This window comes from Streptomyces sp. NPDC088350, from assembly GCF_044753545.1.
Lineage (GTDB): Bacteria > Actinomycetota > Actinomycetes > Streptomycetales > Streptomycetaceae > Streptomyces.
Genome location: NZ_JBIVNL010000008.1, coordinates 195,236 through 213,687 on the forward strand (window position 1 = coordinate 195,236; position 18,452 = coordinate 213,687).

The following is an 18,452-nucleotide window of genomic DNA, read 5'->3' on the forward strand; positions in this document are numbered from 1 at the left end:
GCACGCCCTAGATCGTTTCCTTTCGTGCGCCCGCCGCTCGTGATCTGCCACCTCCCACACCTTTCACCATCGTCGAGGCTCACTTTGTCACGTTCGCTCCACCTCCCCTCCCTGTCCGCCCTCGCGGCCACCGCGTTCCTCGCCGCCGCCGCGCCCGTGCTCGCGGCCGGCCCGGCGAGCGCCACCGACGGCGCCTCATGCCAGTCCGCCACCGTGCAGTACCGCATCGTCGGCGCCGATGGAAACGTTGTCGGCGCGGACTGGACCTCGCAGGGCGGATTCCACCAGTGGGACACCGTCCCCGGCACCGTCCAGGTCCGGCTCGCTCCCGACCAGAGAGTGGGAGACAGCTGCAAGTACCCCGTCTCCCTCGCCGAATACACCACCGAGGGCTCCACCTGGTACACCTCGGGCCACCAGACCATGGTCGACAAGGCCACGGTCTACCTCACCGCCAAGGACGTCGCCGGCGCGGACGACGCCCAGCACACCTGGCAGCAGCTGAAGGTCAAGTCGCCCGACTGCTACGGCCAGATCGACCTGTACGGCGACGACGTCACCTACGACGGCGGTACGGGCGAGGGCCACGGCCCGCTCCCCTACGAGCCCGACAACATCACGACGCCGTACCACCTCATCGCGGCCTGGAACGGCGGCGACAAGAAGTGCACCCCCAGCACGCCGGACTCGCCCACCCCGACGCCGACCCAGCCGGCCTCGGCCCCGCCGGTGACGCCGTCGGCCCCGGCCGGCAGCACGCCTCCCGCCGAGGAGTCGACCCCGCCGGTCACCCCCAAGCCGTCGACGACGCCTCCCACGTCCGCGCACGTCCCGCCGCTGAAGTCGACGCCGTCGCCCACGCCGAAGCCGACCCCCAACGGCGACAAGCAGCCGCTGGCGGAGACCGGTTCCAACGCGCCGGTCGGCCTCATAGCCGGTGGCGCGGCCCTCGTGGTCGCCCTGGGTGCCGGTGCGATGTTCGCGGCCGGCCGCGCGCGCCGCTCCTCCTGACACGAGCACGCCCGGCGTGAACCGACCGTCCCGCCCCGTGCGTGGTCACGGGGCGGGGCTCACGGCCGTGGCCAGGGACGCCCGCCGATCCGTTCGATGTCGGTGTTGAAGCGTCGTAGAAATGCCGCGAAGGTGTCGATGTCCTCGTCCGACCAGTCGTCCATGATCTGGTCCAGGGACCGGACGAGACCCTCGCGTTCCTCGTCGAGCATCCGCGCGCCCAGGTCCGTGATGCGGAACTTGCGGGCCATGCCGCCCTGCGGGTCGGGGATGCGCTCCACCAGCCCGGAGCGCATGGCCGCCGCCGTCTGCCGGTTGAGGGTGGACGTGTCGAGGCCGAAGGCGTCGCTCAACTCGCCGATCGACATGGGCCCTTGGACGCGGATCCGGCTCAGCAGGATGTAGGCGCTGCGCTCCAGCACGCCGTCCTTGCGGCGACCGCCCCGCTGTGCGAGGAGCCCGTGCCGGCTGAGGAGCATCTGCTCGTACTCGATCTCGCGCGTACGCCTGTCCATCGGTCCGCTGCCTCCTGCTTCCCGCCGATGCCGCCGCCGTTTCGTGCGGTTCGGGGCGGTCCGGCACATCCTCGCACGGCGGTATGCATCATCCAGATCACATGGACGATACATACGATGTGTACGATGCATATCCCTTCACCTCCCGACTGAACAGACATGCCGAGGAGTCCCGTCATGGACGCCCCCCAGCCCTCAGCCCGCGCAGGCGGCGTGGTCGCCACGCTGGCCTTCGCCGGCACCACGGCCGCGATCATGCAGACGCTGGTCACGCCGCTCATCGCCGATCTGCCGAAGATGCTGCACACCTCGTCCTCGAACGCCGCGTGGGTGATCACGGCCACCCTGCTGGTGGCGGCCGTGTGCGTGCCGGTCGTCGGCCGCCTCGGCGACCTGCTGGGCAAGCGCCGCATGCTGCTGGCCTGCTCCGTCCCGCTGATCGTGGGCTCGGTGGTCTGCGCCCTGTCCTCCTCCATCGTCCCGATGATCGTCGGACGCGGTCTCCAGGGCATGGGCATGGGCATGGTCCCGCTGGGCATCGCCCTGCTGCGGGACGTCGTACCGCAGGAGCGGCTCAGCCCCTCCATCGCGCTGGTCAGCGCCTCCATGGGCATCGGCGGCGGCCTCGGTCTGCCGATCGCCGCGGCCATCGCCCAGTACGCCAACTGGCGTGCCCTGTTCTGGGGTTCGGCCGCCCTCGCCGTGGTGGTCGCCACGCTGATCTGGTTCCTGATCCCGGACGTACCGGCCGCCGCCAAGGGCCAGCGCTTCGACGCCCCCGGCGCCGTCGGCCTCGCCGTCGGCCTCGTCTGTCTGCTGCTGGGCATCTCCAAGGGCGCCGACTGGGGCTGGGGTTCGGCCACCGTCCTCGGCCTGTTCGCCGTCGCGCTCGTGGCCTTCCTGGCCTGGGGCGTGTGGGAACTGCGCACGAGCGACCCGCTGATCGACCTCCGCACCACCGCCCGACCCCGGGTCCTGATCACCAACATCGCCTCGGTCTTCGTCGGCGTCGGCATGTACTCCAGCCTGTTGGTCATACCGCAGCTGCTCCAGTTCCCCGAGGCCACCGGCTACGGCCTGGGCCAGTCGATGCTCGCGGCCGGCCTCTGGATGGCGCCCGGCGGCATCATGATGATGATCGTCTCCCCGCTGGGCGGAAAGCTCACCAACGCCCGCGGCCCCAAGTTCACCCTGATCAGCGGCGTGCTCGTGATCACCGCCGGCTACGCCCTGTCGATGGGCCTGATGGGCTCCGCCTGGGGCCTCATGGTGGTCATCATCGTCATCAACAGCGGCGTCGGCCTCGCCTACGGCGCGATGCCCGCCCTCATCATGAGCTCGGTCCCGCTCTCCGAGACCGCCGCCGCCAACGGCTTCAACGCCCTCATGCGCTCCCTCGGCACCTCCATCGGTGCGGCGGTGATCGGCGTGGTCCTCGCCCAGATGACCAACACGGCCGGCGGCTACACCTTCACCTCCGAGAGCGGCTTCCGCACCGGCCTCCTCGTCGGTGGCGGCGTCGCCCTGCTCGCGGCCCTGGTCGCGGCGGCGATCCCGGCCGTACGCCAGGCCGCGCCGGAGGAGGAGAAGCCCGAGCCGGTCGCCGCGCGCCAGGAGGCCGGGGTCGAGTCCTGACCGCAGCACGCTGAACGCACGGGGACTCGCTGCCCGGCGCCGAAGGACCGGGGGACCGGCCTTCGGCGCCGGGCAGCGGTCTGTCCGACGCCCGACTCCCGAGCGGTACCAGCGCCCTCGCGGCTCCCGAGCGGTACCAGCGCCCTCGCGGCTGACGGCGGGCCCGCCGGCGGGAGCGTGGTCGGTACGGAGGGGCGGCGGTACGATATGTGGGCGACGGGAGACGCCTGCGAGCGGTACATGCGCCGGTGGAGCCGCCGGGTCGCCGAGAGCTTCGTCGCATGGCCCGGGTGCGGGCCCGGCGCGCGCCGGCCGGGCGGGGGATGCGGTACCGGAGCGCTCACCGCGACGGTCGTCGACCGGTGCCGGCCCCGGACGGTGGTCGGCCTGGAACGGTCCGCCGGATTCACCGCCTCGGCCCGTACCGCCGTTCCCGCGGCCACCGGCTTCGCCGTGGCCGACGCCGGCGAACTACCGGTCCCCGACGACGTGTTCACGCCGTAGCCGAGTCGGCCGGGCGGTCAGAGGCCTTGCAGTGTGTCGTTGAGTTGGGCCGGGGTGAGGGCGGGGGAGGGGAGTGCCGGGGCGGTGGGCGTGGCGCGCAGGCCGTCGAGGAGGAGGGTGAGGGGGCGGCGCCAGGCGTCGGGGCCGGCGGACGCGGTGAGGGACGGGACGGTCCGGCCCAGGGCGGCGAGTGCGAACAGGACGTCCTCCGGGGTGACGTCCGCGCGGATCGCCCCCTGGTCCCGGCCGCGGCTCAGCAGCAGTTCCACGGTACGGCGGTTGTGGGCGTGCACGGCCTGGAGCGAGTCGACACCGTCGAGGTGGGTGGTCATGAGGTCGTTGGTGCCGCGGTCGGCGGCGAGTCCCGCGAAGACGGTGTGCAGATAGCCGGTCAGGCCCGCCCAGGCGTCGTCGGCGGTGCGCGCCTGCTCGCCCATGGTCATCGTGTCGGTGAGCAGGTCGTGGAAGACCGCGTCCACGAGAGCGGCACGGGTGGGGAAGTGCCGGTACAGGGTGGCGTTGCCGATGCCGGCCCTGCGGGCGATCACGTCGATCGGCGCGTGCAGGCCCTGCTCGGTGAAGACCTCGTGGGCGGCCTCGATCAGAAGCTCGCGATTGCGCCGTGCGTCGCGGCGTCGCACAGGCGCCGTCGCGTCGTTCGCGCTCGTCATCATCACCCTCCGCATTAGTGGGGAGTGCTCCCCGGTAGTGATGCTATCGTCCATCCATCAAGTGGGGAGTGGTCCCCATTTTTGTGGCAAGGGGGTGGCGTCATGCGTGGCACAGCACTGGTCCTGGGTGGTGGTGGGCCCGTCGGCGGGGCGTGGATGACGGGGGTGCTCGCCGGACTCGCGGACGCCGGCGTCGACCTCGACCGCGCCGACGTGATCATCGGCACCTCGGCGGGTGCGATCTTCGGCGCACGGCTCGCGTCCGGCGAGGCATCGCGGGAGTTGTACGAGCGTCAACTGGCCGGCGCCGACAAGATCGAGCTGAGGGTCACCGCGGCGCAGACGGCCCGTTTCCTGTGGGCGGCGCTGGGTTCCCGCGATCCGCAGCGTTCGGTACAACGGCTGGGCCGGGCGGCCCTCGGCGCACCCATCGGACCCGAGTCCGACTTCCTGGACGCGGTCGGCGCGTGGCTGCGCGGCGCACGGGACTGGCCCGGCCGAGCCTTGCGGATCACGGCCGTCGACGCCGTGACCGGATCGCTGGACACCTTCGACGCGGACGCGAAGGCGACCCTCCGCGAAGCCGTCGCCGCGAGCTGCGCCGTACCCCTCGTCGCACCGCCCGTCACGGCGGCCGGCCGGCGCTGGATCGACGGCGGCAGCCGTACGACCACCAATGTGCACCTGGCCGACGGCCACCGCCACGTCCTGGCCGTCTCACCGATCCCGACGGCCGTCGGCCCGCACCCCGGCGCCCACCAGCAGGCGGCCCGACTCGCCGCCCGGGGAGCCGAGATCACCCTGATCACCCCGGACCGCGCGGCCCGGCGCGCCATGGGCCGCGACATGACCGCCGACACCCGCCGCCCGGCAGCCGCCCGGGCGGGCCACGTCCAGGGAACGGTCCTCGCGCACACGGTGCATGCCGTATGGCGCGCCTCCTTCTGACCACGCGACCCGCACGTCCGGTGACCACCGAAAGGAGTGCCGTGCCGGCACCCATCCCGCAGGACCTGGCCCCCGACCCCCACCTCTTCTACGCGGCCCTGCGCGCCCAAGGTCCCGTACACCGGGTCCTGGTCCCGGAGAGCGGCGAAACCTGGCTGGTGGTCACCCGGGACGCGGCCCGCGCCGCGCTGAGCGACCCCCGCCTGCGGAACGACATCCGGCACTCCGCGACCTGGCAGGACGACGGCGGACACGCCCTCGGCCGCAACATGCTGCAGACCGACCCACCGGACCACACGCGGCTACGGCGCCTGGTCGCGGGCCACTTCACCCCCGCGCGGATCGCCGCGCTCCGCCCGCGTATCGAGGCGATCGCCGTCGATCTGCTCGCCGAGCTTCCGACGCGCGGAACGGCGGATCTGGTGAGCCGGTACGCCCTGCCACTGCCCGTCACGGTGATCTGCGACCTGCTCGGGGTGCCCGCCGCGGACCGTACGGTGTTCCACGCCTGGTCGAACGAACTCGTCATGCCCGCTTCGCCCGAGACGGGTGCCTCGGCCGCCGCCGCTCTGGGCGCCTACCTGACCGAGTTGATCCACCGGAAGCGCGGCACACGAGAGGCCGACCTGCTGGGCGACCTGGTCGCCGCGGCCCGCGTACCCGCCCCCGAATCCCCCCTCACCTCCGAGGAACTCCTCGGAATGGCCTTCCTCCTCCTGGTCGCCGGACACGAGACGACCGTCAACCTGATCTCCGCTACCGTCCACGCCCTGCTCACCCACCCCGATCAGCTCGAACTCCTGCGGGCGGAACCGGAGTTGGTCGGCGCCGCCGTGGAGGAGGCGCTGCGGTACAGCGCGCCCGTCCACGCCACCGCGTTCCGCTTCGCGGCCGAGGCGCTGGACCTCGCGGGCACCCGCGTCCAGGCCGGTGACGCGGTACAGATCTCCTTGGCCGCGGCCTCCCGCGATCCCCTCCACTTCCCCGATCCCGACCGCTTCCACCTGCGGCGCCGGGGCCCGGGGCACCTCGCCTTCGGCCACGGCCTCCACCACTGTCTGGGCGCACCCCTGGCCCGCGCCGAAGCCGCCGTCGCCGTACGCCTCCTGCTGGATCACCGTCCCGACCTCGCCTTCGCCACCGACCCCGCGACGCTGACGTGGCGAACGAGCACGCTGCTACGGGGCCTGACCGAACTGCCGGTGCGTTTCGGCCAGCCGGCGGCTCCGGGCGGTGTTGGCTAGCTCAAGGCCGGGACGTCGGTGGGAAGTTGGGGAGTCGACCAGTGCAGTTCGGGACGCCAGCTTCCCAACCCCCGTTCGGCGGGCAACGGTTGGGCGTCCGGCGCGTCGGATGCTGGAAGTTGACGTCCCAGTGCGTCAGTTGACGGTCACCCGTGACATCGAAGAACGCGTTGACGCTGAACCATGTGTCGGGCGGCACCCATGGGAGATGGGCGGTGTTCCGCCAAGTCCAGCGGCCGAGCTGCCAGTTGCCGTCGGCGAGGTGGGGCAGGACGCGCAGCCGGACGGTTTCGTCCACCCGCGGCTATGGCCGCAACGCGCCCAACAAGCCGTTGAGCACCGCCTCTTGACGCCGGGGCGTGGTGCTGTGGGGCAGCAGGACCGCGTTGATCTGGAACCCCATGAGAGCCGCGAGGAGGGTGTCGACGACCTCGTCGTCGGGCGTGCTCGTGCCGATGTCGCCCTGCCTGCGGGCCTGTTGGAGGTAGCCGCGCATCTGCTCGCGCCAGGCCGCCATGGCGTTCTCGTGCACCTCGGCCATGCGCGCGTCGTGAACGGCGCGGTCCCAGAAGGCGATGACGACCCGGGCCTCCATGAGACGCACGTCGTCCAGCGGAATGATCTCCAGGCAGAGCAGACGCAGGGCGGCGAGGCCGGTCGCGTCGGCGATGGACTCGCGGGCGCGGACATTGGTGCTCTCGAAGGCGTGCTGGAAGGCGGCGAGAAGGATCTCGTCCTTGTTGCGGAAATAGCCGGCCAGCGCGCCGTTGGCGTATCCGGCCTCGGCGGCGAGGTCGCGCATGGTGACGGCGTCGAGCCCGCGTCTTGCGATCAGGGCCCATACGGCCTCGATGATCTCGCGGCGCCGAGCCTCATGATCGACGATTTTGGGCATGCCCCGACCTTAATCCAGCCGCTCCGGCGCCGTTCCGCGCCGTTCCGCGCCGATCCGCACCGGTCAGGCCAGCATGCCGGCCATCCCCAGCGCCATCATCGCCCCGCCGAGCCCGCCGAGCCCGCCGAGCCCGCCGAGCCCGCCGAGCCCGCCGAGCCCGCCGAGCCCGCCGAGCCCGCCGAGCCCGCCGAGCCCGCCGGGCGGACCGGCGCTGGGCGTTCCGGGACGTAGCGCCCGGTGCAGGAAGGCGCCCGCTCGCGCCAGCACCCACAGCACCACCGCCAGCGCGAACAACCCGTGGCCGCCGGTGTGATCGTGATGCCCCTGCGGAAGCCGGGCCATGGCCGCCGTGACCACGGCCATCACGGCGAGGTCGGCGGCGAAGGGTCCTCGGGCGAACAGACACATCCCCGCCGTCACGGCGGCGCCCGCGAGCAGCGGATACGGCCCCGGGCTCCCCACCACCATCCCCGCCGTCACGCCGAGGACGACGGCGTGCGGAGCCCAGCGTCGTACGGGCCCCGGCACCTGCCCCGCGAGGCACAGACCGGAGCCCGTCAGTGCGACGGCGGCCGGGAGGACGTCATGCATCGCGACGGCGCCGGACGACGGCCGAGGCGGCCCCGACCCCGAAGAACAGCACGACGATCCCCTCGAAGAGCCGCGCGAGCCCGGCCGAACCGCCGATCAGGGTGGTGAAGTTGGCCAGCACCATGAACGTGATCCCGCACAGCCCCAGGGCGCCGAGCGCCGGCGCGAGCCGGGTGTGCCAGAGTCGGGTGTCCGTGCCCGTGCGGGCGAAGAAGGCGATGATCGCGGCCCCGACCAGGATCATCAGCACCAGCACCCCGAGCGTGGCCAGACCGCTCATCCAGGTGAACAGTTCCAGGACCGGATCCGACCCGGCGAGGACGAACGCCCCCACCACCACGGCCGCCGACACGCTCTGCACCAGCGAACCGGCGTGCGGCGAGCCGTGCTTGGCGTGGCTGCGGCCCAGGACGGCGGGGGCGTCGCCCTGACGGCCGAGGGAGAAGAGGTAGCGGGAGATCGCGTTGTGGAAGGCGAGCAGCGCGGCGAACAGGCTGGTCAGCAGCAGGACTTCCATCGTGTCGGAGGCGGCCGGGCCCACGTACTGACCGGCCACGGTGAAGACCAGCCCGGTCGTGTCCTTGGCCGCCGCGCCCTGCACGTCGTGCGTACCGACGGCCAGCACGACCGCCCAACTCGACAGCGCGTAGAAGCCGCCGATGGCGATGACCGCGAGGTAAGTCGCCCTGGGCACACTGCGCTTGGGGTCCTTCGCCTCCTCGCTGTAGATGGCGGTCGCCTCGAAGCCGACGAAGGAGGCGACCGCGAACATCACCCCGATGCCCGCCGACCCCGTGGTGAAGGCACCGGGCGTGAAGGAGTCGAAGTCGATGCCGTGCGCGCCGCCCTGGGCGAGGATCGCCACCGTCATCACCGTGACGATGCCGACCTCCAGGATCAGCAGCACCGACAGCACTTTCGTGCCGACCTCGATGTTGCGGTAGCCCAGCACCGCGACCAGTCCCCACAGCACACCGGCCCACAACCACCAGGGCAGGTCGGGCCCGCCGTACTTCACGACCAGCCCTTGCAGCGTGACGCCGGACAGGCCGTAGATCCCGGCCTGGATCGCGCTGTACGTGAGCAGGGCCAGCCCTGCCGCTCCGGTGCCGGTGGTCCGGCCGAGCCCGGCGGTGACGTAGGAGTAGAAGGCGCCGGTGTCGACGACATGGCGGCTCATCGCCGCGTAGCCGACGCTGAACAGCAGCAGGACGACGGCGACCAGCAGGTAGGCGGCCGGTACGCCGGGGCCGTTGCCGATGGCCAGCATCACCGGGAGGGCGCCGCCGATGGCCGTGAGGGGGGCCGCCGCCGCGACGACCATGAACACGATGCCGCCGACGCCGATGGAGCCACGGAGTTTTGACGGTGCCTCAACTGTGCCCGCGCTGATGGTCCGTTCAGACATGACAGCCTCCTGAGCCCGTTCCGCAGGCGGAGTGGGCGGAGGTGCTGGGCGGTACGTCGAGGGTGGGGTTGCGGTCGAAGAAGCCGACCGGCTTGAGCGTGAAGCCCGTGGTGTCGACCGGCATGATCGGCCAGTCCTCGGGACGCGGTGCGTGGGTCAGGCCGAAGGTGTGCCAGACGACGAGGTCCTGGCCGTCGAGATCCCGGTCGGCGGCTGCGTACGCGGGCAACCCGGCCCCGCCCGGATGCTGGTTCACGAAGTCGCCCGCCGGATACCGCTCGGCCGGGTCGTAGGCGGTGACCCAGAGGTGCTTGGTGGCGAAGGCCGCGCGGGCCGCCACCGAGGACTCGGGATCGGCGAGCAGGGCCGGCTTGCCCTCGGGGTGCAGCGCGTAGGCGACCGGCCGGCCGAGCCGGTTCAGTGACTCGGGGTTGGAGATGTGCCACACCCGGTCCACGCCCGCGTCGGCCATCCGCTGTGCCTCGCTCTCCCGCGTCAACGGGGTGCGCTTGAGGGCGAAGGCGTTGCCGCGCGGGTTGTCGGGTCCCTTCGGCACCCGGACCGTCTCGACCTCCTCGACACGGTTCACGGGACCGTCCACGGCCATGTCCAGCCGTGCGCTGAACAGGTGCTGGTGGTAAGGGGCGCCGAGACCGGGAGCGAGTTCGGTGGCGTAGGGGTAGTCGCCGCCGGGGTGGGCGGAGGTGAAGACGACGCCGGTGGCCTTGGCTTCGAACTCGATCGTGCCGTCGAGGTACAGGTACCAGTAGAAGCCGTAGTCGTAGTTGCCGACCGTGGTGAAGAAGGAGAGCACCATGCGCCGTTGCCGCCGGGTCTCGGCCGTGCCCGCCCAGAGGTCGGTGTGCTTCCAGAGGATGCCGTAGTCCTCCTCGTGCAGACAGACGGCGTTGGTGAGGGTATGCGGTGCGCCGGTCTCGTCGGCGATCACGGCGTCCAGGTAGGTGATGTCGCCGAGGCAGTCGCAGCCGAGCTGGAGCGCGTTGGCGTAGCGGCCGATGAGGTACTCGCCGGTGTCGAAGTAGTTCTGCCAGGACCGGACGGGGGAGGGGTCGGCGTACGGGACGACCATCTCGGCGATCGACGCGCGATGGATCACCGGGCGCCCGGCGAAGGCGAGTTGATGGAGTATCAGCCCCTCGCGGGCGTCGAAGCCGATGTGCAGCGACCAGTTCTCCCACGTCAGCGCATTGCCGTCGAGGGCGAAGCTCGGGCCCTGCGGCTGGGTGATCTCGATGGGCTTCAGGGTGGTGCGCGGCGGGCCGGTGACGGCCGGGTCGTCGAAGTTCCCCGACTCCGCGGGCACCGGTACCGGGCCGAGATCGATGACCTGGTCCACGGTCCGGTTCAGGACGTCCACGTAGGCGACGAGTCCGTCGACGGGGTGCGCCCACGCGTGGTCCTTGGCGTGTTCCTGTACGAAGGCCAGCCCGCGCAGGATGCGGCGGCCCCGCTCCTGCGGGTACTCCGCGTCGTACACGCCCGCGGACAGCGGGGCGACCCGCACCGAGCCGACGTCGAGGCCGCGGGCGGCGAGGGCGTCCAGCCAGCGCTCGTCCTTGGCGAGGATCTCCTCGACGAGCGCGAACTCCGCGTCCAGGACCGGGAGTTGTCCCTCCGTCGCGGCGTCGATCAGCCGGTGCGAGTCGACCCGCGCCTCGGTCAGTGAGACCGTCGCGTCGCAGGAGGGGCCGCCGCCGATGTCGAGCAGCAGGACCCGAAGTCGGCGATCGTCCTGTGCCGGAGCCGACTTGGGCGGGTCGAGGAGCCCGAGATAGGCGAAGCGGGTGGTCTCCGCGACCAGTCCGGCCGCCGCGAGCAGCTCGCGGGCGACGGTGATCTCTTCCGGGGCGAGCGGGGCGAGTGGGTCGAGAGGATGACGGGCGACAGCCATACGAGCCTCCGGGGATCTTTTTCTCTACGTTCGTAGAGTAAAAAATCGCGCGGCCAGGTTTCGCTCGGCAGTACGCCCGCGTTGCCTTGCTGTTAAGTCCGTCGGAGCCCGGGTGCCGGGTCAGATGGCCAGGATCGCGCGCACCCGCTTGCCGCCCCCGGTGAGTGGCGTGACGTCGAGCCGGTGGGCCAGGCAGCGCACCATGGCCAGACCGCGCCCGCTCTCGCCCTCGGCCGTCAACGGCCGCACATGGGGAGGGGTCGGACTGCGGTCGTAGACCTCGACCGTGACCTTCTCGTCGGACAGCTGGAGGCGCAGCCGGCACTCGCCGCGACCGTGCTCGGTCGCGTTGGCGACCAGTTCGGACACGATGAGCGTCGCGTCGTCGATCTGCTCCGCGTCCACCCGTGCCAGTTGAGGGCGGGAACGGGCGAGGAACTCCGAGGTCAGCCGTCGTGCCCGACCCGCCGACGCCGCCTCGTCGGGCAGCAGGTACTCCACGCGTACAGCACGCCTATGGGTACGCCGATGCGTACGCATGGCGAATCACTTCCCCTCCTAGGACAACCCGGTATCCCCGCGGCGCGACCGCACCGGGGCCGTCGCAGGTCTTGCGCGGCCGGTCCTACACGGTTCACTTGCCCGCAGTCCGTGATCGCCAACCAGGCGGCGCCACATGGTTGCCGTCGATCGGGAAATGTCCGTTCTCGGACTCAATTGGGTAAAGCGCCGGGCGCACCGAGGGGATTGCCTGGCAGCCTTGCGATGTCCAAAGGTGGGGGAGGGGCCCCTGCGGAAGGTGGCTCCCGGAAGCCGCCGGCGCACTTGGAGTGGACCATGGCCGCAGCGAAGCCGCAGCGCAGTCTCTCCGTGCTGACCTGGCTGCCCGCCGCGGTGATGGCGGTGGTCGCGGTCGGCGACGTCCTCACCGGCCCCGGACTGGGATTCCTGCCTCTGGCCTCCCTCGGCCCGGCCTTCGCCGGACTGGTCGGCGGCTGGCGTCGTACGGCGTGGTTCGGCGCCGCCGCGCTCGCCCTGTGCGTCGGACTCGGCCTGTACGACGGCCTGTTCCAGGAACGCCGAGGGTTCCTGGCGATGGTGTCGGTGGTGGGCGTGACCGGCGCGGGCATAGCCGCCGCCGTGATGCGCGGACACCGCGAGGCCGAACTCGCCAGCGTGCGATCCATCGCGGAGGTGGCGCAACGCGTCCTGCTGCGGCCGGTGCCCCTGACCGCGGGCCCCCTCCAGGCGGCGGTTTCGTACACCTCGGCCGTCGCGGAGGCCCGTATCGGCGGTGACCTCTACGAGGTGGTCGCCTCCCCGCACGGCGTGCGGGTCATCGTCGGCGACGTGCAGGGCAAGGGGCTCGCCGCCGTCGAGACGGCCGCCGTGGTGCTCGGCGCGTTCCGGGAGGCCGCGCACGACGAACCCGATCTGGTGGGACTCGGCGAGCGCCTGGAACGCAGCGTCTCCCGCGTCCTGTCCGACGAGAAGTTCGTGACCGCCGTCCTCGCCGAGATCGGCACGGACCACGAGGTCCTGTTCCTCAACTACGGCCACCCGCCCCCGATGGTCGTACGCCAGAACGGCACCGCCGACTTCCCGGCGCCGCCCGCCTACGCCCCGCCGCTGGGCCTGGGCGGCGCACCGGGCGGCGAGAACCCGAAGCCGTTCTCCGTGCGCTTCGCACCGGGCGAGCAGCTGCTTCTCTACACCGACGGCGTCACCGAGGCCCGCGACGACCGCGGTACCTTCTACCCGCTCGGTGAGCGCGCCCACCTCCTGAAGGAGCCCGACGCGCAGAGCGCGCTCGACTCCCTGCGCGAGGACCTGGTCCGCCACACGGCCGGGCCGTTGCACGACGACGCGGCGATGCTCCTGCTGCGCTATCACGACCACACGGACACGACGGGACCCGCCTTGCCCCTCGGGTGAGCACGACAGGTCCGCGCCGGCGCACGGTGCACCCCATGTGCTTGCTTCGTCAATCAAGTAAGCTGGCGGCATGACCACGCCCGAGCAGCCACTGCGCCCCATGAGTCCGCACGAGGAGGAACTGGTGCGCGAACTCGCACGGGTGATGCTCGTGCTGCCCCGGGCCGTCGACGCCGACATGATGCGCGAGCAGCGCCTGCCGCTGTCCGAGTACACGACCCTCATGCACCTGTCCGAGGCCACGGACCGGCGGATGCGCATGAGCGAGCTGGCCTCCGTCTGCAACCTCTCGCTGAGCGGCATGACCCGCGTTGTCACCCGCCTGGAGACACAGGGCCTGGTCGGACGCGAACGCTGCCCCGAGGACGCCCGCGGCTGGAACGCCGTCCTCACCGACCAGGGCCTCGCCCGCCTCCAGGAGGCATGGCCCGCCCATCTCGCCAGCGTCCGGCGCCATGTCCTCGACCACGTCGACGCCGCCGACCTGCCCCGGCTCCTCGGCGTGATGCGCCGCATCGCCACCTGACCCACCGAGCAGCCCCAAGGAGCACGAGATGACCACCCCCTTCGGTATCACGCTCGGCCTGGACACCTTCGGTGACGTCACGAACGACGCCGAGGGCGCGCCCTTGACCCACGGCCAGGCCATCCGACGCCTCGTCGAGGAAGGCGTCCTCGCCGACCAGGTCGGCGTCGACCACTTCGGCATCGGCGAGCACCACACCGAGGCGATGCCGCTCTCGGCCGCCGACGTCGTCCTCGCGGCCGTCGCCGCGCGCACCGAGCACATCCACCTCGGCTCGGCCGTGACCGTCATCAGCTCCGACGACCCCGTCCGCGTCTTCCAGCGCTACGCCACCCTCGACGCCGTCTCCGCGGGCCGCGCCGAAGTGATCCTCGGGAGAGGATCGAGCACCGAGTCGTTCCCGCTCTTCGGCTACGACCTCGACGACTACGAGGAGTTGTTCGAGGAGAAGGTCGCCCTGTTCGCGGAACTGCTCAAGGAGAAGCCCGTCACCTGGTCCGGCAGCACCCGTGCCGCCCTCGACGGCCTCTCCGTCTACCCGCACAGCGAGACGGGCTCGATCCCCACCTGGATCGGCGTCGGCGGCAGCCCCCGGTCGGTGATCCGCACCGCCCAGTACGGGTTCTCGCTGATGCTGGCGATCATCGGCGGTGACACAGCCCGCTTCGCCCCGTTCTCCGAGCTGTTCCGGCGGGCGCTCGCGGAGTTCGGCCACCCCGCGCGGCCCATCGGCGTGCACGCGCCCGGCCATGTGGCCGCCACCGACGAACAGGCGGTGGAGGAGTTCGTGCCGGCCTTCCAGGAGCTGATCCGCAGCGTGGCGCGGGAACGCGGGTTCCGCACCCCGACCCGCGAGAGCCTTATGCGGGACGTCGGCCCCGGCGGCGCACTGCACGTCGGATCACCCGAGACCGTCGCCCGGAAGATCGCGGACACCCTCAAGACCCTCGACGCGACCCGCTTCAACCTGAAGTACGGGATCACCGGAATGCCCCACGACACCCTCATGACCAACATCGAGCTGTACGGCACGAAGGTGGCGCCGCTGGTGCGCGAACTGATGGAGGCCTGAACGCACGGGGGATCGGAAACCCCGTTGCGAGCCGGGTGCGATCACCCGACAGTGGGTCCATGACCGCCCCCACCTCTCCGCCGCCCGGCCTGAGCGTGCGCCCGGTGACACCGGACGACGCGACGGCGGTGTGCGCCCTGCTGAACGAGATCGACCTTCTGGAGATCGGCCGCGCGGACACCGAACTCGCCGAGATCCAGACGGACTTGAAACACCCCGAAGTGGACCTGGAGCACGACTCCTGGCTGCTCTTCGAGGGCGATCGCCTGATCGGATACGGACTCCTCTGGGACGACTCGGGTGGCGAGCGGATCGACATCGACCACTACATCCTGCCGGGCCGACTCGCGGGCGCCCTGCACCTGTTCGACCTGATGGAGGCCCGCGCCGCGCAACGGGCCGCCGCCAACGGCGCACCCCGGGCGGTGGTGCACCTGCACCTCACTCTCGCCCCCACCATGGACGTGGGCGCGCTGCGGGACCGGGGCTGGGGACCGGTCCGCCGCTACAACGTGATGGCCCGTCAACTGTCTCCCACGGCAGACGTGTTGCCGACCTCCCCGCCCGGTGTGACCCTGCGCCCCTGCCTGACGGAACCGGACCGCCGACGCGCCCACGCACTGCTCCAGGAAGCCATGACGGAGCACTTCGACTTCCAGTACCGCACCTACACACAGTGGTTGGACGACATCGACGCCGAGCGGGTCGACTGGTCACTGATCTGGATCGCCCACGTCGACGGCCTCGGAGACGCCGCGATGCTCCGCAGCCACAACGACCGCGCCTCCATGGCCTGGATCGGCAACCTCGCCGTCCTGCGCCAGGCCCGCGGCCGGGGCCTGGGCAGCCACCTCCTGCGCTACGGCTTCGGCCACTACGCGGCACTGGGCCGCGACCGGATCGGCCTGGGCGTGGACACCGACAACACCAGCAACGCGCTCGCACTGTACGAACGGCACGGCATGACCCTCGACTACGGCGTCGACACCTGGGAGTTGACCCTTCCCGTCACCTCCGGGTGAACGACTTGAAGGTGTGACTGAAGTACCAGGTGTCCTGGGCGATCCCGGAGCAGTCGTTGGCGCCCCCGGTGCCCACGCAGCCCCCGTTGTCGCGCTGGAGCGCCCAGAAGGAGAGCGTGTTGATGCCCCGGGCGACGGCCCACTTCTTCACGGTGACCGCGTTCTGAGTGGTGAAGGTCTCCGCCGGACCGAAGTCGTCGATGCCGGGCATCTCGGTGACGCCGATCATCTTCCACAGCTTCGCCGGGTTCTTCTTCGGGTAGAGCGCGGCGAGTTGGCCGTGCAGACCGGTGGCGGCGGTCTCGGTGTCCTTGGCCATGTCGTGGGTGGCGCCGTCGTAGTAGTCGAACGTCATGATGTTGACGACGTCGACACGCGCGCCGTTGTCGACCGCGTTCCGCAGCAGGGCCAGGCCGTTGGCCTCGAGTCCGGTGGTGGTGGTCGGCAGGGTGTAGGAGAACTCGACGCTGCGGCCGGTGCGTTCGGCCCAGCGCTGCACCTTCGCGATCGCCTTGTTGCGGCGGTCGATACCGGCGGTGTTGTTGATGGAGTCCGCCTCGACGTCGAGGTCGATCCGGCTCACGCCGTAGGTCGTGACCAGGCTCTCGTAGACCTTGGCGATGGCGTCGACATCGGTGCAGCTGTCGGCCAGTTCGGTGTTGGTGGTGTCGGCGCTGTAGCCGCCGAAGGACGGGATGACGTTGCCGCCGCGCGCCTGGATCGTGGCGATGTCCTCGCCGAAGGTGGACTTGGCGATCGGCTGGGCGGGCAGACCGTTCCAGTACGCCGTGCACGAGCCGGCCGCCTCGGTCTGCAGGAAGGCCATCGTGAGGTACTTGTTGCCCGAGGCCGCCGCGAGCGCGGCCGGACTCTCACCGGTCCACGCCTCGAAGTACGGTGCCGCCACGTGGTCCGGCATGGGCTGTGCGCGATGATCCGCGCTCGCGTCACCCCCGCCGAGAGCAACAAGTCCCGTGGACAAGGCGGTTACGGCCGCGCAGGACAGTGACGCGCGAAGAGGCCCAGGTCGTCTCATTGACGCTCCCATGGTGAAAGGAGAGAAGCCGCCCCAGACCGGGGCGAACAGCGACCATATTTGGACTAGACCAATTGTCTGTCAAGGTTCTTTACAGTTAACTGACCGGGACGGCGTGGGAATTCGGCGGGAGGTCGCGTCTCCGGCTAGTGGTGAGGGTGGTGCTCGTGGTCCGTCTCCTGCTCGCCGTGATCCGGTGAACCGCCCATCATCCGCAGCATGGCCGGGCCGCCACTGCGCAGGAACCGTACGACCAGGCTCGCGGCCAGCAGCAGGAACGCGATGTTCAGCCAGGTCGTGTAGTTCCAGGTGATCCCGTCGTCGGGGATCTTCGCGTCGGCCTGGTCGGGGATCAGCCCGAGACCGCCGAAGGCGAACTCGACGAGGTAGCCGGCGACGGCCATGGCGGTGAAGAAGGTGACCAGCAGGAAGCCGGCCATCCGGGCGCCGTAGTACTTCCGGTAGATGTTCAGGATCGGGAGGATCAGCAGGTCGGCGTAGATGAAGGCGATCACCCCGCCGAAGCTGATCCCGCCCTTCCACAGCACCACCGCGAGGGGCACGTTGCCGATCGAGCAGACGAAGGTCGCGATGGCCACCAGCGGGCCGACGAGCGGGCCGACCAGCTTCGCGGCGAGGGGATGGTCCGCGAGGAAGAACGTGTGCCAGAAGCTGTCCGGCACCCAGGCCGCGATCGCGCCCGCGATCAGCAGCCCGGCCACCAGGTCGCGCAGGATCGCGGCCCACTCCATCACGAAGATGTGCGCGACGGACGTGAACCCGTCCCGCGAGAACAGCCTCCGGACGAAGCTCCCCTCGCCCCCGATCGACATGTCCATCGCCGCGTGCCCCTCCATGGAACCGGCCAGCCCGCGCTCCGCCTGCTCCTGCGCCCCGTGCAGCAGGCGCTGACGCAGGAAGAGGCGGAACAGCACCGCGAGGACGACGATCATGATCGGCCCGCCGACGAACTCCGCGGCCGTGAACTGCCAGCCCATCAACAGGGCCAGGATCACGCCGAGTTCGACGACCAGGTTGGTGGAGGCGATCTCGAAGGCCATCGCCGCGGTGAAGTTCGCACCCTTGCGGAACAGGGAACGGGCGAGCGCGACGGCCGCGTACGAACACGAGGACGAGGCCGCGCCCAGCCCGGCGGCCAGTACGAGCGTGCGCGGCCGGTCGTCACCGAGCAGCCGTACGACCGTCGACCGGCGTACCACCGCCTGCACGACGGCGGAGAGTGTGAAGCCGAGGATCAGTGCCCAGGTGACCTCCCAGGTCATCGAACCGGCAATGGACAACGCGTGCCCGATCGCTTCCATGAACCCGCCCCTCTCTGGTTGTACGTCGGGCAGGACTATACCCCCTGGGGGTATGAAGTGCAGAGCCGGGGCGTCAGGCCGTTCAACCGATCGGTTGAACGCGGCTTCAACCTCCCGCACCCCCCTCGCTCCGTACGGACGACGCGAACTACCCCCGGGCGGCTGAAGAATCACGGATGACCATGGCACCGGGTTGCCGCCCACG

17 protein-coding genes and 1 pseudogene are annotated in these 18,452 nt (G+C 70.9%); 9 read left to right on the top strand and 9 right to left on the bottom strand.

Features of this window, described 5'->3' with window-relative positions; all coding sequences use genetic code 11:
- The first annotated feature begins 84 nt into the window (after positions 1–84).
- Positions 85–1,011, top strand: a complete 927-nt coding sequence (locus ACIQBL_RS28560) for a hypothetical protein (protein WP_401946100.1) — start codon at positions 85–87, stop codon at positions 1,009–1,011.
- Positions 1,012–1,070: 59 nt separating this feature from the next.
- On the opposite strand, the gene ACIQBL_RS28565 is transcribed toward ACIQBL_RS28560, so the two are convergent.
- Positions 1,071–1,526, bottom strand: coding sequence for a MarR family winged helix-turn-helix transcriptional regulator (locus ACIQBL_RS28565; protein WP_401946101.1), 456 nt, complete (start codon positions 1,524–1,526; stop codon positions 1,071–1,073).
- Between the two features lie 177 nt (positions 1,527–1,703).
- On the opposite strand from ACIQBL_RS28565, the gene ACIQBL_RS28570 reads away from it, so the two are divergent.
- Complete coding sequence (locus tag ACIQBL_RS28570; RefSeq protein WP_401946103.1) at positions 1,704–3,161, top strand: MFS transporter; 1,458 nt, start codon at positions 1,704–1,706, stop codon at positions 3,159–3,161.
- A gap of 207 nt (positions 3,162–3,368) precedes the next feature.
- Positions 3,369–3,665, top strand: coding sequence for a methyltransferase domain-containing protein (locus ACIQBL_RS28575; protein WP_401946105.1), 297 nt, complete (start codon positions 3,369–3,371; stop codon positions 3,663–3,665).
- 17 nt (positions 3,666–3,682) lie between these two features.
- On the opposite strand, the gene ACIQBL_RS28580 is transcribed toward ACIQBL_RS28575, so the two are convergent.
- Positions 3,683–4,339, bottom strand: a complete 657-nt coding sequence (locus ACIQBL_RS28580) for a TetR/AcrR family transcriptional regulator (protein WP_401946106.1) — start codon at positions 4,337–4,339, stop codon at positions 3,683–3,685.
- Positions 4,340–4,438: 99 nt separating this feature from the next.
- On the opposite strand from ACIQBL_RS28580, the gene ACIQBL_RS28585 reads away from it, so the two are divergent.
- Both ACIQBL_RS28585 and ACIQBL_RS28590 read left to right on the top strand, forming a co-directional pair.
- Positions 4,439–5,284, top strand: a complete 846-nt coding sequence (locus ACIQBL_RS28585; RefSeq protein ID WP_401946107.1) for a patatin-like phospholipase family protein — start codon at positions 4,439–4,441, stop codon at positions 5,282–5,284.
- Positions 5,285–5,325: 41 nt separating this feature from the next.
- Complete coding sequence (locus tag ACIQBL_RS28590; protein WP_401946108.1) at positions 5,326–6,528, top strand: cytochrome P450; 1,203 nt, start codon at positions 5,326–5,328, stop codon at positions 6,526–6,528.
- Between the two features lie 304 nt (positions 6,529–6,832).
- Here ACIQBL_RS28590 and ACIQBL_RS28595 read toward each other — a convergent pair whose 3' ends face one another.
- From ACIQBL_RS28595 to ACIQBL_RS28615, 5 genes are all read right to left on the bottom strand, one after another.
- Positions 6,833–7,423: a TetR/AcrR family transcriptional regulator gene (locus ACIQBL_RS28595; protein ID WP_401946110.1), complete on the bottom strand. Its 591-nt coding sequence runs from the start codon at positions 7,421–7,423 to the stop codon at positions 6,833–6,835.
- A 63-nt stretch (positions 7,424–7,486) separates the two neighbouring features.
- A complete protein-coding gene (locus tag ACIQBL_RS28600) occupies positions 7,487–8,014 on the bottom strand; it encodes a hypothetical protein (protein ID WP_401946112.1) in 528 nt (175 codons plus the stop codon).
- Positions 8,007–9,422 carry an APC family permease gene (locus ACIQBL_RS28605; protein WP_401946113.1) on the bottom strand — a complete coding sequence of 472 codons (1,416 nt, stop codon included), beginning with the start codon at positions 9,420–9,422 and terminating at the stop codon, positions 8,007–8,009. Before ACIQBL_RS28605 ends, ACIQBL_RS28600 begins: the two co-directional genes overlap by 8 nt.
- The gene (locus tag ACIQBL_RS28610; RefSeq protein WP_401946114.1) at positions 9,415–11,334 is read right to left on the bottom strand and encodes a primary-amine oxidase; all 1,920 of its coding nucleotides are present in this window, start codon (positions 11,332–11,334) and stop codon (positions 9,415–9,417) included. The genes ACIQBL_RS28605 and ACIQBL_RS28610 overlap by 8 nt, the downstream gene beginning before the upstream one ends.
- A gap of 120 nt (positions 11,335–11,454) precedes the next feature.
- Complete coding sequence (locus tag ACIQBL_RS28615; protein ID WP_401946116.1) at positions 11,455–11,835, bottom strand: ATP-binding protein; 381 nt, start codon at positions 11,833–11,835, stop codon at positions 11,455–11,457.
- 336 nt (positions 11,836–12,171) lie between these two features.
- On the opposite strand from ACIQBL_RS28615, the gene ACIQBL_RS28620 reads away from it, so the two are divergent.
- The 4 genes from ACIQBL_RS28620 (at position 12,172) to ACIQBL_RS28635 (ending at position 15,889) form a co-directional block, all read left to right on the top strand.
- Positions 12,172–13,269 carry a PP2C family protein-serine/threonine phosphatase gene (locus ACIQBL_RS28620; RefSeq protein ID WP_401946118.1) on the top strand — a complete coding sequence of 366 codons (1,098 nt, stop codon included), beginning with the start codon at positions 12,172–12,174 and terminating at the stop codon, positions 13,267–13,269.
- A gap of 70 nt (positions 13,270–13,339) precedes the next feature.
- A complete protein-coding gene (locus tag ACIQBL_RS28625) occupies positions 13,340–13,795 on the top strand; it encodes a MarR family winged helix-turn-helix transcriptional regulator (RefSeq protein WP_401946120.1) in 456 nt (151 codons plus the stop codon).
- 28 nt (positions 13,796–13,823) lie between these two features.
- Complete coding sequence (locus ACIQBL_RS28630) at positions 13,824–14,867, top strand: Atu2307/SP_0267 family LLM class monooxygenase (RefSeq protein WP_401946122.1); 1,044 nt, start codon at positions 13,824–13,826, stop codon at positions 14,865–14,867.
- A gap of 59 nt (positions 14,868–14,926) precedes the next feature.
- On the top strand, positions 14,927–15,889 hold the full coding sequence (locus ACIQBL_RS28635; protein ID WP_401946123.1) for a GNAT family N-acetyltransferase: 963 nt from the start codon (positions 14,927–14,929) through the stop codon (positions 15,887–15,889).
- On the opposite strand, the pseudogene ACIQBL_RS28640 reads toward ACIQBL_RS28635, so the two are convergent.
- A pseudogene (locus ACIQBL_RS28640) lies at positions 15,885–16,925 on the bottom strand (chitinase); the annotation flags it as partial. The gene ACIQBL_RS28635 and the pseudogene ACIQBL_RS28640 overlap by 5 nt on opposite strands.
- A 146-nt stretch (positions 16,926–17,071) precedes the next feature.
- Positions 17,072–18,247, bottom strand: a complete 1,176-nt coding sequence (locus ACIQBL_RS28645; RefSeq protein ID WP_401946125.1) for a permease — start codon at positions 18,245–18,247, stop codon at positions 17,072–17,074.
- Positions 18,248–18,452: the final 205 nt, after the last annotated feature.

Excerpts from the sequence above, each read along its gene's own strand:
- ACIQBL_RS28565 (WP_401946101.1), bottom strand. The coding sequence starts at position 1,526 with ATGGACAGGCGTACGCGCGAGATCGAGTACGAGCAGATGCTCCTCAGC.
- ACIQBL_RS28570 (WP_401946103.1), top strand. The coding sequence starts at position 1,704 with ATGGACGCCCCCCAGCCCTCAGCCCGCGCAGGCGGCGTGGTCGCCACG.
- ACIQBL_RS28575 (WP_401946105.1), top strand. The coding sequence starts at position 3,369 with ATGTGGGCGACGGGAGACGCCTGCGAGCGGTACATGCGCCGGTGGAGC.
- ACIQBL_RS28580 (WP_401946106.1), bottom strand. The coding sequence starts at position 4,339 with ATGATGACGAGCGCGAACGACGCGACGGCGCCTGTGCGACGCCGCGAC.
- ACIQBL_RS28585 (WP_401946107.1), top strand. The coding sequence starts at position 4,439 with ATGCGTGGCACAGCACTGGTCCTGGGTGGTGGTGGGCCCGTCGGCGGG.
- ACIQBL_RS28595 (WP_401946110.1), bottom strand. The coding sequence starts at position 7,423 with ATGCCCAAAATCGTCGATCATGAGGCTCGGCGCCGCGAGATCATCGAG.
- ACIQBL_RS28600 (WP_401946112.1), bottom strand. The coding sequence starts at position 8,014 with ATGCATGACGTCCTCCCGGCCGCCGTCGCACTGACGGGCTCCGGTCTG.
- ACIQBL_RS28605 (WP_401946113.1), bottom strand. The coding sequence starts at position 9,422 with ATGTCTGAACGGACCATCAGCGCGGGCACAGTTGAGGCACCGTCAAAA.
- ACIQBL_RS28610 (WP_401946114.1), bottom strand. The coding sequence starts at position 11,334 with ATGGCTGTCGCCCGTCATCCTCTCGACCCACTCGCCCCGCTCGCCCCG.
- ACIQBL_RS28620 (WP_401946118.1), top strand. The coding sequence starts at position 12,172 with ATGGCCGCAGCGAAGCCGCAGCGCAGTCTCTCCGTGCTGACCTGGCTG.
- ACIQBL_RS28625 (WP_401946120.1), top strand. The coding sequence starts at position 13,340 with ATGACCACGCCCGAGCAGCCACTGCGCCCCATGAGTCCGCACGAGGAG.
- ACIQBL_RS28630 (WP_401946122.1), top strand. The coding sequence starts at position 13,824 with ATGACCACCCCCTTCGGTATCACGCTCGGCCTGGACACCTTCGGTGAC.
- ACIQBL_RS28635 (WP_401946123.1), top strand. The coding sequence starts at position 14,927 with ATGACCGCCCCCACCTCTCCGCCGCCCGGCCTGAGCGTGCGCCCGGTG.
- ACIQBL_RS28645 (WP_401946125.1), bottom strand. The coding sequence starts at position 18,247 with ATGGAAGCGATCGGGCACGCGTTGTCCATTGCCGGTTCGATGACCTGG.